Origin of the sequence: Nitrincola sp. (genome assembly GCF_048264025.1) — a bacterium.
In the GTDB taxonomy this organism is placed as follows: Bacteria; Pseudomonadota; Gammaproteobacteria; order Pseudomonadales; family Balneatricaceae; genus Nitrincola.
Window position 1 is genome coordinate 411,692 of record NZ_JBLXDN010000001.1, and the last position, 15,358, is coordinate 427,049.

16 protein-coding genes are annotated in these 15,358 nt (G+C 48.0%); 15 read left to right on the top strand and 1 reads right to left on the bottom strand.

Going from position 1 to position 15,358, the window contains the following annotated elements; translation table 11 throughout:
- Positions 1 to 49 precede the first annotated feature (49 nt).
- From ACN0R1_RS01945 to ACN0R1_RS01960, 4 genes are all read left to right on the top strand, one after another.
- Entirely contained in the window at positions 50 to 934 is an 885-nt protein-coding gene (locus ACN0R1_RS01945; protein WP_417579363.1) for a DMT family transporter, read from the top strand.
- Positions 935 to 1,085: 151 nt separating this feature from the next.
- The gene (locus ACN0R1_RS01950; RefSeq protein WP_417579365.1) at positions 1,086 to 2,609 is read left to right on the top strand and encodes a cryptochrome/photolyase family protein; all 1,524 of its coding nucleotides are present in this window, start codon (positions 1,086 to 1,088) and stop codon (positions 2,607 to 2,609) included.
- Between the two features lie 103 nt (positions 2,610 to 2,712).
- On the top strand, positions 2,713 to 4,041 hold the full coding sequence (locus ACN0R1_RS01955) for an aspartate aminotransferase family protein (protein WP_417579367.1): 1,329 nt from the start codon (positions 2,713 to 2,715) through the stop codon (positions 4,039 to 4,041).
- Between the two features lie 9 nt (positions 4,042 to 4,050).
- A complete protein-coding gene (locus ACN0R1_RS01960; protein WP_417579369.1) occupies positions 4,051 to 4,608 on the top strand; it encodes a carboxymuconolactone decarboxylase family protein in 558 nt (185 codons plus the stop codon).
- 66 nt (positions 4,609 to 4,674) lie between these two features.
- Here ACN0R1_RS01960 and ACN0R1_RS01965 read toward each other — a convergent pair whose 3' ends face one another.
- Positions 4,675 to 5,226, bottom strand: coding sequence for a copper chaperone PCu(A)C (locus ACN0R1_RS01965; protein ID WP_417579371.1), 552 nt, complete (start codon positions 5,224 to 5,226; stop codon positions 4,675 to 4,677).
- Positions 5,227 to 5,785: 559 nt separating this feature from the next.
- Between ACN0R1_RS01965 and mnmG the strand changes: the two genes are divergently transcribed.
- From mnmG to atpG, 11 genes are all read left to right on the top strand, one after another.
- A complete protein-coding gene (mnmG, locus tag ACN0R1_RS01970) occupies positions 5,786 to 7,684 on the top strand; it encodes a tRNA uridine-5-carboxymethylaminomethyl(34) synthesis enzyme MnmG (protein ID WP_417579445.1) in 1,899 nt (632 codons plus the stop codon).
- The gene (rsmG, locus tag ACN0R1_RS01975; protein WP_417579373.1) at positions 7,681 to 8,304 is read left to right on the top strand and encodes a 16S rRNA (guanine(527)-N(7))-methyltransferase RsmG; all 624 of its coding nucleotides are present in this window, start codon (positions 7,681 to 7,683) and stop codon (positions 8,302 to 8,304) included. The genes mnmG and rsmG overlap by 4 nt, the downstream gene beginning before the upstream one ends.
- Before the next feature lie 2 nt (positions 8,305 to 8,306).
- Positions 8,307 to 9,122 (top strand): ParA family protein, encoded by an 816-nt coding sequence (locus ACN0R1_RS01980; RefSeq protein ID WP_417579375.1) that lies wholly within the window; start codon positions 8,307 to 8,309, stop codon positions 9,120 to 9,122.
- Positions 9,122 to 10,021: a ParB/RepB/Spo0J family partition protein gene (locus ACN0R1_RS01985; protein WP_417579377.1), complete on the top strand. Its 900-nt coding sequence runs from the start codon at positions 9,122 to 9,124 to the stop codon at positions 10,019 to 10,021. Before ACN0R1_RS01980 ends, ACN0R1_RS01985 begins: the two co-directional genes overlap by 1 nt.
- Before the next feature lie 118 nt (positions 10,022 to 10,139).
- The gene (locus ACN0R1_RS01990; protein WP_417579379.1) at positions 10,140 to 10,589 is read left to right on the top strand and encodes an ATP synthase subunit I; all 450 of its coding nucleotides are present in this window, start codon (positions 10,140 to 10,142) and stop codon (positions 10,587 to 10,589) included.
- A 16-nt stretch (positions 10,590 to 10,605) separates the two neighbouring features.
- Positions 10,606 to 11,430 (top strand): F0F1 ATP synthase subunit A, encoded by an 825-nt coding sequence (gene atpB / locus ACN0R1_RS01995; protein ID WP_417579381.1) that lies wholly within the window; start codon positions 10,606 to 10,608, stop codon positions 11,428 to 11,430.
- Positions 11,431 to 11,501: 71 nt separating this feature from the next.
- Positions 11,502 to 11,726, top strand: coding sequence for a F0F1 ATP synthase subunit C (gene atpE, locus ACN0R1_RS02000; RefSeq protein ID WP_417579383.1), 225 nt, complete (start codon positions 11,502 to 11,504; stop codon positions 11,724 to 11,726).
- 75 nt (positions 11,727 to 11,801) lie between these two features.
- Entirely contained in the window at positions 11,802 to 12,272 is a 471-nt protein-coding gene (locus ACN0R1_RS02005; RefSeq protein ID WP_417579385.1) for a F0F1 ATP synthase subunit B, read from the top strand.
- 12 nt (positions 12,273 to 12,284) lie between these two features.
- Complete coding sequence (locus ACN0R1_RS02010) at positions 12,285 to 12,821, top strand: F0F1 ATP synthase subunit delta (protein ID WP_417579447.1); 537 nt, start codon at positions 12,285 to 12,287, stop codon at positions 12,819 to 12,821.
- Between the two features lie 15 nt (positions 12,822 to 12,836).
- A complete protein-coding gene (atpA, locus tag ACN0R1_RS02015; protein ID WP_417579387.1) occupies positions 12,837 to 14,381 on the top strand; it encodes a F0F1 ATP synthase subunit alpha in 1,545 nt (514 codons plus the stop codon).
- Positions 14,382 to 14,459: 78 nt separating this feature from the next.
- Positions 14,460 to 15,329 carry a F0F1 ATP synthase subunit gamma gene (gene atpG / locus ACN0R1_RS02020; protein WP_417579389.1) on the top strand — a complete coding sequence of 290 codons (870 nt, stop codon included), beginning with the start codon at positions 14,460 to 14,462 and terminating at the stop codon, positions 15,327 to 15,329.
- Positions 15,330 to 15,358 lie beyond the last annotated feature (29 nt).

The window sequence follows — 15,358 nt, forward strand, 5'->3', positions numbered from 1 at the left end:
CTGCCTGAATTTTTACCCCCCTCTATTGGCTACAGGAATTGATTCACACATGAAGGATCAGAAAAAAGCTGTTTTACTGGCACTCGGTGCAGTTGCCTGCTGGTCAACGGTGGCCACTGCATTCAAGCTATCACTGGACTATTTTTCGCCTGCTCAATTGTTATGGGTCGCTACACTGACGTCGGTGACTCTGCTATTGGGAATACTGGCTACGCAAGGACGCTTGTCACAACTGCTGCCCATATTAAGACAGCGCCCAGGCTTTTTTCTGCTGGCGGGGTTAATGAACCCAACGCTCTACTATCTGATACTGTTTCAAGCCTATGATCGCCTGCCAGCACAACAGGCACAGACACTTAACTATACCTGGGCGATTACCCTGACCCTCCTGGCGGTGCCTTTTCTGGGGCAAACCATCCGCCGTCAGGATTGGATTGCTATCACTTTGGGTTATGCTGGCGCCATGGTCATTGCCACCCGGGGTGATCTGCTTAGCCTGCAGTTTGATGACCCCATTGGCGTGGCATTGGCATTATTTTCAACCTTTATCTGGGCGGGATATTGGATACTCAACACGCGTAACCAGGCTGACCCCCTGATTTCGCTAACGCTGAGTTTTATGCTGGCGCTGCCGATGATTACGCTGGCTACCGCCGTGCTGTCGGATTTCCATCTGATTCATTGGCAAGGCTGGTTAGGCGCTATTTATGTCGGCGTTTTTGAAATGGGTATTGCTTTTATGCTGTGGCTGATGGCGATGCGTTATGCTGAAAATACCGCGCGAATATCTAACCTGATCTTTATTTCACCCTTTGTCTCACTGATTTTCCTGCGCTTTCTGGTGGGTGAGCAGATCTATCCGGCAACACTGGTTGGTCTGGTAATGATAGTGATCGCTTTGCTAATTCAACAGATCAAAGAATCAACACCTTGAATTATCTAATAAAAATTAACTTATATGCGGTTATCAACTATGGCTTCAGCCATTTTTTACATATTATAAACAGAGTTATCCACAGATATATTTGATCTAAGCTCTGTTGTAATACGTAAATCCGTCTTACTCTTTAAGCATCGATGACACTATGAAAGAACTGCGACTGATCCTGGGTGATCAATTAAATGCGGCACATAGCTGGTTTAAACACCAGGATGATCAAGTTGTTTACCTAATCGCTGAGTTAATTCAGGAAATCAACTATGTCATTCATCATGTGCAGAAGGTCACCGGCTTCTTTGCCGCTATGCAGCAGTTTGCTCAAGCTTTGCAGCAAGCGGGTCATCAGGTTGACTACCTGACTCTGGATGAAACAGCCCAGTTCAAGGATCTACCCGACCTACTTGCCAATCGTATAGCCCTGCATAACATCACCCAGTTTAGTTATCAGGCACCCGATGAATACCGCCTGGATCAACAGCTTAGTCAGTTTGCTAAGTCGATAAGTATTCCAACTACAATGGCTGATACCGAACATTTTTTAACCTCACGTGATGCCTGGAATAGCATACCGCACAGCCGGATGGAGTTTTTTTACCGACATTTACGTAAAATCCATAATGTTTTGATGGATAGTGACGGTAAGCCCCTGGGAGGCCGCTGGAACTTTGACAGTGAAAACCGTAATCGTTTGCCTGACAACACCGACATACCGGAGCCTTTGCTATTCAGTGAAGATGTTTCTGTAATCTATGCACGACTGCAGCGCCATCAGGTTAAAACACTGGGAAGCCTGGATCCGCATCATTTTATATGGCCGGTTAACCGACAACAGGCACGCCAGCTATTGCAGTATTTTTTACACCAGTGTTTACCGCACTTCGGTCAGTATCAGGATGCAATGACAGAGCGTGGCTGGAGCCTGTTTCACAGTCGACTGTCATTTTGTCTGAATACGAAAATGCTGCAGCCAATCGAAGTGATTCGTGCGGCTGAAAGTCACTGGCGTGCTCATCAGCAAGCTATCTCACTAGCGCAAATTGAAGGGTTTATTCGCCAGATACTGGGTTGGCGAGAATATGTACGCGCAGTGTATTGGGCACACATGCCTGATTACAGCAAACAAAACTATCTATCAGCCGATCGTGGTTTGCCAGATTTTTACTGGACAGGTCAAACCCGCATGCAGTGCATGGCCCATGCGATTACGCAATCACTAGAGCATGCCTATGCCCATCATATTCAACGCTTGATGGTCACTGGAAATTTCACCCTGCTTGCCGGGATCCATCCCGATGAAGTTGATCACTGGTATCTGGGCATTTATATGGATGCTATAGAGTGGGTTGAACTGCCTAATACCCGAGGCATGAGTCTGTTTGCTGATGGCGGTCTGATTGCCAGTAAACCCTATGCCGCCTCAGGTAACTACCTGAATAAAATGAGCCATTACTGTAAAAACTGTCACTATGATGTCAAACGTCGCTCAGGTGCAAACAGCTGTCCCTTCAATAGTCTTTATTGGCATTTTATTCATAGACATGCGGATAAATTTAGCGCTAATCCACGTATGGCGATGGTGTATCGTAACTGGCAAAAATTTAGCAAAGAAGAACAGCAATCTATTCTAAGCACAGCTGAAACAAACCTGGAAAATATACAAAAACTCTAATCATTCCAGTCGTGCAGCCTCAAAATTTGACCTATACTTTCGGCTTAGCTAATTGAATTTTTTGCCAACTTTTAACAACCCTAAATAGGGTCAAGGATGTGTCATGAGTCATGTATTGCATCGCAGTTTGCTTCAAAATTATCCCACCGCAGTGAAGGGTGACGGGGTGTACATTATTGATGCTGACAATAAACGTTACATCGATGCCTGTGGCGGTGCAGCTGTCTCTTGTCTGGGCCACAGTGATGCAAGTGTGATTGAAGCGATTAAACATCAGGTGGATTCTATCGCCTACGCGCACAGCTCTTTCTTTACCACTGAGCCGATGGAACAGCTGGCTGATTTTCTGGCTGAACGAGCACCGGGTTCTCTCAATTCGGTGTATTTCGTTTCCGGCGGTTCAGAAGCGGTAGAGTCTGCGCTGAAACTGGCACGTCAGTATTTTGTAGAAAAAGGTGAGCCACAGCGCAAACACATCATCGCTCGACGTCAGAGTTACCATGGCAACACCCTGGGCGCTCTGGCAACCGGTGGAAACCTTTGGCGGCGTCAACAATTTGAACCCCTGTTAATCAATATCCACCACCTGAGCCCATGTTATGCCTACCGCGAACAACTGAGTGACGAAACTGAAACCGATTTTGTGCAGCGTCTGGCCAACGAACTGGAAGATAAGATCACTGAACTCGGTGGCGACAATATCATGGCCTTTATTGCCGAACCCGTTGTTGGTGCTACCCTGGGGGCCGTACCAGCGGTTGCCGATTACTTTAAGCGCATGCGCGAAATCTGCTCACGTCACGGTATTTTACTGATTGCGGATGAAGTGATGTGCGGCATGGGTCGTACCGGGGCGCTATTTGCCAGTGCGCAGGAAGGGATTGAACCTGATCTTATCTGTATTGCTAAAGGCCTGGGTGCCGGTTATCAGCCTATCGGTGCCACACTGGTGAGTGAAGACATAATCGCTACACTGCGTAATGGCAGCGGATTTTTTCAGCATGGTCATACCTATATAGGCCATGCAACCGCCTGTGCCGCGGCCTTGGCAGTTCAGCAACGGATTGAATCAGATCATTTACTCGATAATGTAACCCTGATGGGTGAAAAACTTCAGCAAGCCCTGATCCAGGCACTGGGTGATCACCCGCATGTTGGCGATATTCGTGGCCGCGGTCTGTTCCGTGGTATTGAACTGGTCAAGGATCGGGGAACCAAAGCCCCGTTTGATACGTCACTTAAATTGCATGCCAAAATAAAAGCTGCTGCCATGCAGCAGGGTCTGATGTGTTATCCCATGGGTGGAACCATCAACGGCAAAGATGGCGATCATATACTGCTGGCACCGCCATTCATTATTACCGAAGCGCATATCACTGAGATAGTCGATAAGCTAAGCCGATCTATAGATCAGGTATTCAATCAGGTTTAAGGAAAAACAATGCAATCACGTTTGACAGAATTAACGTCCAAAAATACCACCTCCGAACAGCAACGCGTGCTAGACAATATTTTACAGGGGCCCAGGGGCAATCTGGATGGTCCATTTTTAGCTTGGGTACACAGCCCGGAATTGGCTGACCATGCCCAAAAGCTGGGTGCCTACTGCCGGTACCATACGCGTATTCCGTTAAGGCTAAGTGAATTGGCCATTTTGACAACCGCAGCCTGCTGGCAATCTCAGGCCGAATGGCAAATACACGAACCTATAGCCCATCAGGCCGGCATAAATAGTCAAGTCACTGAAGCGATACGCCTTGGGAAAGAGCCTGTGTTTGCTGATACAGAGGAAGCCTTGGTGTATCAGATCACCCGTACACTCTATAACACTAAACGTATTCCTGATTCACTCTATCAACAAGCAGTTTCCATGTTAGGAGAAGTGGCATTGGTGGATCTGATCGGTATTCTGGGTTACTACAGCCTGGTAGCGATGACCCTAAATGTTTTCGAAGTGCGACGTGAAACCAATCAACCACTGCCCTTTTCTGAAAGCTGATATAAAGCTGATCAATCGTTAACACTGGCACCCTGAATAATGCTATCGAGGGTGCCAGTGTATTACTTAACGGATCAATGGATCCGTCATAACCCCTTCATCCAAACCCTCTGAACGTCGTGGCGAACCACCTTGCTGCATCGGATCAGTGCGCAGATTTTCCAGCATCCGATCACCACTCACAGCCACCGAACGCACCTGAACCCGAACAGTCTGTGATTCACCGTCATCAAACAGCAAATTCATGCTGAAGCGACTACCGGCACGTAAGGTTTCATTAATGCCTTGCAGCAACAGATACAAACCGGCGTTATCCATATTAACCGGTACACCGCTGGGTAAAACTACAGCACTGATATCAGTAACCTGACCAATAGCTCCAGTTACCATAATACTTTGAATCAATACCTGATCAGCAACATCGGTAGTCGCTGATAACAACTGACGATCGTGATTGGATAAGTTAGTAATAGTCATATAAACCGGAGCTCGATCCAGTTCAGGAACAGCAAAATAAGGGCTCCAGACACTGTCCACATAAATTTTTTCAGCCATCACCTGTACAGAAAAGCACAGACTGGCCAGCAAAATGACCGAAAAACGACAAATACCCACCATGCTACACTCCTCGTTAACTAGGAAATACCCTTACTAACTGTATAGTGTAACCTAGTTTTCCACTGACCCCAAAGCAATTTTAATTCCTTGTTTTTAGTGTAAATGTGGATAAAAGCACAGGTTATTACTATTTTTACCACCAATAAGGCTGTAAAAAATACTTATCCACTTTTACCTGTGTGTAATATGTATAATTAACAGGTAACAACCTTGGCATAAAACTGTGAATAACTTCACCTGTGGGTAAGTAACACTTTTATTCACAGCTGCTCAACATCCGCAACACACCCTAAACAGCCCTGAAGTAACAGAGTTAACCATAAATTAATTACATGAAAAATATACACTTTATATGCTTTTACACAGAAAGATGGTTAGCTTACTATAAACACAACAATAAGCTTTTCTTCTTAAAAGACTTTATTTTATTAATATCAAAACACTTAATCACACTGGTTATTTTTTGACCATTCCTTATCGGCGTTCAGAAGGCTATACTTAGCGCCCTTGAAATAACCGCCTGTCAGTCAGGCTCAATTGTTAACGGTGATAACGAATGCTGGATTACCCGGATCACTTTGATGTCATAGTCATCGGTGGTGGTCATGCCGGTACCGAAGCGGCACTGGCTTCGGCTCGTATGGGTGTAAAAACACTGCTGCTGACCCATAACATCGAAACCCTTGGACAGATGTCCTGTAACCCGGCTATCGGTGGGATCGGAAAAAGTCATCTGGTCAAAGAAATAGACGCCCTCGATGGTGCCATGGCGCGTGCCACAGATCTGGGTGGTATCCAATTCCGCACTCTGAATGCGCGTAAAGGACCTGCTGTACGAGCTACCCGTGCTCAAGCGGATCGTATTCTTTACAAGGCCGCCATTCGTCATATACTGGAAAATCAGCCTAACTTGCAGATTTTCCAGCAAGCTGCTGATGATCTGATCATCAAGGGTGAACAGGTCGCTGGTGTCGTTACCCAAAGTGGCATACGTTTTCAGGCAAAAACCGTGGTGTTGACCGCCGGTACATTTCTCGGCGGTGTGATCCATATTGGTCTGGAAAATTATCAAGGCGGTCGTGCCGGAGATCCACCAGCCGTTGCGCTTGCACATCGTTTGCGCGAAATGCCGTTTCGGGTTGAACGCTTAAAAACCGGTACCCCGCCGCGTATTGATGCACGCAGCGTGGATTTTTCGGTGATGCAGGAACAACCAGGTGATACTCCCACTCCAGTTATGTCGTACATGGGTAGTCTGGCCGATCATCCGCAACAGGTGAGTTGTTACATCACCCACACCAATGCACAAACCCATGAAATTATTCGGGGTGGATTGGATCGCTCACCCATGTACAGTGGTGTCATTGAAGGCATAGGACCGAGATACTGCCCTTCGATTGAAGACAAAATTCACCGCTTTGCCGATAAAGACCAGCATCAGATTTTTGTGGAGCCGGAAGGTCTGACTACGCATGAACTCTATCCTAACGGCATATCCACCAGCTTGCCCTTTGATGTGCAGCTGAATCTGGTACGTTCAATCAAGGGCTTTGAAAACGCGCATATTACCCGTCCTGGCTATGCTATCGAATATGATTATTTCAATCCGCAAGATCTGAAACACACCCTGGAAACCCGCTTTATATCCGGGCTGTATTTTGCCGGCCAGATCAATGGCACCACCGGCTATGAAGAAGCCGGTGCCCAGGGACTGTTGGCAGGGATGAATGCGGCGTTGCAGGTTCAGGAAAAAGCCCAATGGTATCCACGCCGGGATGAAGCTTACATTGGGGTGTTAGTCGATGACTTGATTACCCACGGCACGTCTGAGCCCTATCGTATGTTTACCAGTCGTGCTGAATACCGTCTGGTGTTACGTGAAGACAATGCCGATATGCGCCTGACTGAAAAAGGTCGCGAGCTGGGATTGGTGTCTGATGAGCGCTGGCAGGCTTTTGAGCGCAAACGTGAAGCGGTTGAACAGGAAAAACAACGTCTTGAAACCACCTATATTCAGCCAAACTCACCTGAATCAGCTAAGTTAGCTGATAAATTGACTACGCCATTGAGTCGTGAATACAGTCTGGCCGACCTGATCCGTCGTCCTGAGCTGGGCTATGTCGATCTGTGTGAGCTTCATGGTGAAGGGGTTAGTGACCCGGCTGTGGCTGAACAGGTTGAGGTGGCGTTTAAATATGCCGGTTACATTGAGCGTCAGCGCAGTGAAATAGAGCAGATGCGTAAACAAGAGGATACCCAACTGCCCGCTGATCTCGATTATGCACAGGTCGGCGGCTTGTCGAATGAACTGCGCAGTAAACTGGAAGCGGTTAAACCGGTGAGTATTGCCCAGGTATCCCGTATTCAGGGGATGACACCGGCGGCAATTTCTCTACTGCTGGTGCATTTGAAAAAACGTCAGCTGGCGGCAAAACAGGCTCGGACGGCGGCACTATGAGTAATTATCGGCAGCAGCTGGATAGCTTACTGGCACAAATGGGCATAGTGATTAGCGATGCTCAGGCTGATCAGTTAATTGCCTATCTTGAATTGCTGATCAAGTGGAACAAGGCTTATAACCTGACGGCTGTCAGGTCACCTGAGGCGATGATCAGCCGGCATCTGGCTGACAGTCTGAGCATCCTGGCGCACGTCAGTGGTGAGCGCATCATTGATGTTGGCAGCGGTCCAGGATTACCCGGTATTCCTCTGGCCATCTGTAAACCTGAATGCGATGTAACCACGATTGACAGCAACGGCAAGAAAACCCGTTTTCAGCAACAGGTTAAAACTGAACTGGGATTGGACAATCTGACGGTGGTTCAAGGTCGCGTCGAAGCTTATCAACCGGTACCGTTCGATGCGGTGATTTCCAGAGCTTTCGCGTCGTTGAATGATATGCTCGACTGGACCACACATCTTTGTGCTGACAAGGGTATTTTTCTTGCCATGAAAGGACTGTATCCTGAACAGGAAATCAGCACACTTCGTGAAGGGTTTAGTTTGCAGTCTACCCATGTTTTAACTGTTCCGGGGTGCGATGCTGAACGACATCTGCTGATACTAGGGAGAGCTTGACGGTGGCGAAGATTCTCACGATTACCAATCAAAAAGGTGGTGTCGGTAAAACCACAACCTGTGTAAACCTGGCGGCATCGCTGGCGGCTACCAAAAAACGGGTATTGCTGATCGACCTGGACCCTCAGGGAAATGCGACCATGGGCAGTGGTGTCGACAAGCATGAACTTGAGGGTTCATCTTATGAACTGCTGATCGGTGATATGACCGCTGAGCAGTGCATCGTCTCCGGACTGCCATGTGGTTTCGATATTATTGGTGCCAATGGGGATCTTACTGCCGCCGAAGTGGAATTGCTGCAACTGCCACGACGTGAATTTCGGCTGAAAATGGCGCTGATGCCACTGCATGAACGTTATGATTATATTTTACTGGATAATCCACCGTCGCTGAATCTGCTCACCGTCAATGCGCTGTCAGCCTCAGCAGGAGTATTGATTCCGATGCAGTGTGAATACTACGCGCTTGAAGGGATCAGCGCGTTGATCGGTACTATAGACAAAATCCATAAACGCCTGAACCCGGAACTCAAGATTGAAGGAATATTGCGAACCATGTTCGACCCACGCATGAGTCTGACCAAGGATGTCTCTGTGCATCTGGTGGAGTACTTCGGCGACAAGGTTTATCGTACGGTGATTCCACGTAATGTACGTTTGGCTGAAGCGCCCAGTCATGGTTTGCCCGTTCTGCAATATGATAAAAGTTCACGTGGCGCCCTGGCCTACTTAGCCCTGGCCGGAGAGTTGATCCGACGTACTGAAGCTGAATTAAAACAATCGACAGCGCAACAACCTGAAACACAGGAAGCCGAATAATGGTGGTGAAAAAACGCGGTTTGGGAAGAGGCCTGGATGCCTTGTTATCCGGGATGTCGGAAGACCAGCAATCGCCTTTGCATGAGGCCGCAGAACCTCTGTCCTCTCGGGGCGAACTGCAGCATATGGATTTGAACCGGATTGAACGTGGTCGTTATCAACCGCGTCGGGATATGGAACCTCAGGCACTGGAAGAACTGGCTCAATCGATTCGCACCCAAGGGGTAATGCAGCCGATTGTTGTGCGTCCTACGACCAATGGCAACTATGAAATCATCGCGGGTGAACGCCGCTGGCGCGCTACACAAATGGCCGGGTTGAGTAGCATTCCTGTCATTATCCGTGATGTACCGGATGAAGCCGCCATTGCCATGGCGCTGATTGAGAATATTCAGCGTGAAAATCTCAATCCGATTGAAGAAGCCATTGCGCTAAGTCGCTTACAGACCGAATTTGAACTGACGCAGCAACAAGTGGCCGATGCGGTGGGTAAATCCCGTTCTTCCATCGCTAACTTATTGCGTTTGATGAATTTGACTGATGAAGTCAAAAAAATGCTCGAGTACGGCGATCTGGAAATGGGACATGCACGCGCCTTGTTGGGTCTGGAGGCTGATATACAGATAGATGCGGCCGGTCAGGTGGTCGCCAAAGCACTCTCTGTCAGAGAAACCGAGTTGCTGGTGAAAAAAATTCAATCGGGTGAAATACCGAAAAAGTCGATTCCACCAGTACAAAGTGAATCGTTAAAAGATATATCCAGCCAATTATCGCGTTTTTTTTCAGCACCGGTGAAGGTCTCATCTACGGCGCAGGGAAAAGGAAAAATCAGCATTAGTTTCAACTCACAAGAGCAACTTGATGCTATTTTAACGCAACTGGATAAATCGACTGATTAAAGTTTGTACAACTGTCGTTTAGTAATACCTTAGTAACAGACAAGCGCTATATCTGTTGAGTCATAAGGCTTAAACCCCTATAATCTTCGCACTTAACATCAGGCTGTAGTGGGATAGGATGAGCCCGGATCAGGAGAAACGATTAGAATCTGCTGGTTTAGCAAGTGGTTCAGGCAGAGATAAGCAACGTAAACGCTTTGCTGCTGTTTGCTTCAGGGTGTTATTACTGCAACTGGCACTAACGAGCGTGCTAGCCTTAGCGCTGATGTTTAAAGATTTTGTGACAGCCTATTCGGCCTTTATTGGGGGGCTTCTGTACCTTCTCCCAACAGGCTGGTTTTCACTCAGAGTACTGATAAAAAACAAAGCGCGATCGCCACGGGAAATACTGGCCAACATTTATATGAGTGAAACCGGAAAGGTTTTATTGGCCGTGGCACTGTTTAGCCTGGTATTTATGCTGATTGAGCCGCTGAATGCCGCTGCGCTGTTTGTAACTTATATCCTGTTGCAGGTCACCGGTTGGTACCTGCAACTGAAACTGAATCATCGATTTCTGAAACTTTGACTGAGAGAAGCTGAGAATGGCAAGCGAAAACCCTACATCCTCAGAATACATATCCCATCACCTGAGTAATCTGACTTTTGGTAATCACCCCGTGGAAGGCTGGGGTTTTGCTGGTGGTCAGAAAGCTGCAGAAATGGGATTCTGGGCGATCCACGTCGATACCATGTTTTTTTCGATTCTAACCGGGGTGTTCTTCATCTGGTTGTTCAAAAAAGTGGCTGATACCGCTGTAAGCGGAGTACCTGGCAATCTGCAAAACTTCATTGAAGTGGTTGTGGAGTTTGTTCAGGATAACGTCAAGAGTATTTTCCATCACAATAATCCGACTATAGCGCCTCTGGCTCTAACGGTGTTTGTATGGATATTCCTGATGAACGCCTTGAAGCTGATTCCGGTCGACTTCATTCCTTACATTGCCAGTGAAATGGGCCTGCCCTACTGGAAAATTGTACCGACAACCGATATCAACGCCACGCTGGGTATGAGTTTCAGCGTATTTTTCCTGATTATCTACTACAGTATCAAGGTTAAGGGCGTTAAAGGATTTGCTGCGGAACTGTCTTTACAGCCGCTGGGTAAGTATTTCATCCCGTTCAACCTGTTCCTGGAACTGGTTAACCTTGTAGCCAAGCCTGTTTCACTGGGTCTGCGTCTGTTCGGTAACATGTATGCGGGTGAAATCATCTTTATCCTGATTGCGCTGTTGCCTTTCTGGATTCAGTGGGTGCTTTCAGTACCCTGGGCGATTTTCCATATTCTGGTTATCGTTCTACAGGCGTTTATCTTCATGGTGCTGACAATCGTTTACATGGCGATGGCACATGATGAACATGAGCACTGATTAAGGTCAGTGCTGTTAACTAAAAACGATTTCAATTCACTTTAACCTTAAAAAAATGTTGGAGAAAAAAAATGGCTGAACTGCTGTTTATCGCTGTTGCTCTGCTTCTGGGTCTGTCTGCACTGGCTGGTGCTATAGGCGTAAGTTTGCTGGGTGGTAAGTTTCTTGAAGGTGCTGCACGTCAGCCTGAGCTGGTTCCACTGCTTCGCAGCCAGTTCTTCATCGTCGTCGGTCTGGTTGACGCGGTTCCGATGATCGGTGTTGGTATGGCACTGTACATGCTTTTCGCAGGTTGATAACCGGTAATTATACCTTTGGGGCTGACCCTGGCAGGGTCTTAACCATTCAAATCAACCGCGAGGGGTAATGGCGTGAATATTAATCTCACCATCATTGGTCAGGCCATAGCGTTCGCGATTTTTGTGATGTTCTGCATGAAGTATGTATGGCCGCCAATTACGGCAGCTATGGCAGAACGCAAAAAGAAGATTGCCGAAGGTTTGGATGCAGCTGACCGTGCTGAACGTGATCTGAGACTTGCTCAAGAGCGAGCCGCTGACGATCTACGTGAAGGCAAGGAAAAAGCCGCTGCCATCATTGAACAGGCCAACAAACGCGCTAACCTGATGATTGAAGAAGCAAAAGAGCAGGCTCGTGAAGAAGCCAACCGTGTTAAAACGGCTGCTCAGGCTGAACTGGAACAAGAAGTAAACCGTGCAAGAGAAGTTCTTCGCGCACAGGTTTCTGTTCTGGCGATTGCCGGTGCTGAAAAGATTCTGGAAGCCTCTGTTGACCAAAAAGCACATGCCAAGCTGGTTGAAAAACTAGCCGCTGAGCTTTAAGCGAGGTTTATGATGGCTGAACTCAACACAATCGCTCGGCCTTATACCAAAGCAGCGTTCGACTATGCGCTGAATAAGGGCGACCTCGATCAGTGGTCAGATATATTGGCATTTGCGGCTGTAATCGTGAATGACAGTGAAATGAAGCGAGTTCTTGGAACGCCTTCACTGAGCACGGAGCAAAAAGCAGAACTGATCGTATCGGTCTGTGATAAGACCATGAACGACGGCGCGAAGAATTTTATTTATCTTCTTGCCGAAAATCAGCGTCTGCTTTTGCTTCCCAAAATATCAGCACAGTTTGATCAGTTTAAAGCCGATCATGAAAAGTCAGTGGATGTTGATCTGACTACGGCGTTTGAACTGGATCAAGAACTGGTTGATAAACTGGCTCAGGCTCTGCGCTCCAAACTGGGACGCGAAGTGAAAATGACCTCGACGGTGGATCAATCCATCATCGGTGGCGTAATCCTTCGCGCAAACGACCTTGTGATCGACGGTTCGGTTCGTGCACGACTGACGAAACTGGCCGAAGCGATGAATTCCTGAGTATGGGGAATAACAATGCAGCAACTGAATCCATCTGAGATCAGCGAGATTCTCAAGAAGCGCATCGAAAAACTCGACGTGTCTTCTGAAGCCCGTAATGAGGGCACAATCGTAAGCGTATCTGATGGTATCATCCTGATTCATGGTCTGGCCGACGTAATGTACGGCGAAATGATCGAGTTTCCAGGTGGTATCTACGGTATGGCTCTTAACCTTGAGCGCGACTCTGTCGGCGCCGTGGTTCTGGGTGACTATCAAGGTCTGGTAGAGGGCATGATTGCTCGCTGCACAGGTCGAATTCTGGAAGTGCCAGTTGGCCCTGAACTGCTCGGTCGCGTTGTTGACGCCCTGGGTAATCCGGTCGACGGCAAGGGTCCAATCGAAGCTAAATTAAGCGATCCGGTCGAAAAAGTGGCCCCGGGTGTTATTGAGCGTCAATCGGTAGATCAGCCTGTTCAGACAGGTCTGAAAGCCATCGATGCCATGGTACCCATCGGTCGTGGTCAGCGTGAGTTGATCATCGGTGACCGCCAGATCGGTAAGTCAGCGATCGCAATCGATGCGATCATCAACCAGAAAGGTACCGGCATCAAGTGTATCTACGTAGCGATCGGACAGAAACAGTCCACCATTGCTAACGTGGTGCGTAAGCTTGAAGAGCACGGTGCGATGGATCACACCATCGTTGTAGCCGCTGGTGCAGCTGACCCGGCTTCCATGTTGTTCCTGGCACCTTATGCCGGTTGCTCCATGGGTGAATACTTCCGCGACCGCGGTGAAGATGCACTGATCATTTATGATGATCTGACCAAGCAGGCCTGGGCTTATCGCCAGATCTCCCTGCTATTGCGTCGCCCACCAGGTCGTGAAGCTTATCCTGGTGACGTGTTCTATCTTCACTCTCGTCTGCTTGAGCGTGCTGCTCGTGTAAACGTAGATTATGTTGAGAAGTTCACCAAGGGTGAAGTCAAAGGTAAAACCGGTTCATTGACAGCGCTGCCTGTAATCGAGACTCAGGGTGGAGACGTTTCGGCGTTCGTACCAACCAACGTTATCTCGATCACTGATGGTCAGATCTTCCTTGAATCCGACCTGTTCAACTCAGGTATCCGTCCAGCGATCAACGCCGGTCTGTCTGTATCCCGTGTAGGTGGTGCAGCCCAGACTAAAATCATCAAGAAATTGGGTGGTGGTGTGCGTCTGGCTCTGGCGCAGTATCGTGAGCTTGCGGCTTTCGCGCAGTTTGCTTCTGACTTGGATGACACGACTCGTGCTCAGCTTGAGCATGGTCAGCGCGTTACCGAGTTGATGAAGCAGGCACAATATTCTCCGATGTCTGTCGCTGAGATGGGTCTGAGTCTATACGCTGCCAACGAAGGCTTCCTGAAAGATGTAGAGCTGAACAAAATCGGTGCTTTTGAAACTGCGCTGATCGGCTTCTTCAACAGCGAATTTGCTGACCTGATGAAGTCAATCAATGAATCCGGCGATTATAACGACGAGATTGCAGCGAAGTTGAAAGCCGGCATCGAGAAGTTCAAATCTACCCAGACTTGGTAATTACTCGTCAGAGTAGCGGGTCTGCGGGTGAGTTTCACTTAGCAGACCGGACACTGAGTTAGGAATAGAGGCGGAACTATGGCAGTCGGAAAAGAGATTAAGACACAGATTGCGAGCATTGGTAGCACGCGCAAGATTACCAGCGCCATGGAAATGGTGGCTGCGTCAAAAATGCGTAAAGCTCAGGACCGCATGAAGGCTTCCCGCCCGTACGCTAACGGTATCAGAGGTGTTATTCATCATTTGGCTACGGCCAATCCTGAATACAACCACCTCTACATGCAGGAGCGTGAAGTGAAACGCGTCGGATTTATCGTCGTGTCCACGGATCGCGGGCTGTGTGGTGGCTTGAACGTGAATACGTTCAAGGCAGCCGTCAGCGCTATGAAAGAATTCCATTCGCAGAATGTCGAAATTGATATTTGTGCACTGGGAAACAAGGCGATTACTTTCTTTAAAAACTACGGTGGTAATGTTGTTGCTGCCAAGGGGCATCTGGGTGATACACCCGAACTGGCTGATCTGATTGGCGCAGTAAAAGTGATGCTCAGTGCTTTTGAAGAAGGCAGACTGGACAAAATATTCATTGTTTCTAACGAATTCGTGAATACCATGACCCAGAAGCCGACGGTAGAGCAAGTGTTGCCGGCTAAGGCAGATGAAAGTGACACACATGAACAGCTCAAGCGCAGCTGGGATTACCTCTACGAGCCGGATGCACAGGAGTTGCTCGAAGCACTCTTCGTTCGGTACGTAGAATCGGTGGTTTACCAGGGTGTGATTGAGAATATCGCCTGTGAGCAGGCAGCAAGAATGCTGGCGATGAAAAACGCGACAGATAATGCTGGCGACCTTATTGATGAGCTCCAAATGGTATACAACAAGGCTCGTCAGGCGGCTATTACTCAGGAAATTTCTGAGATCGTCAGTGGTGCTGCTGCTGTATAGTGCAGTGAACAGGTTTAAACGTTGAGAGG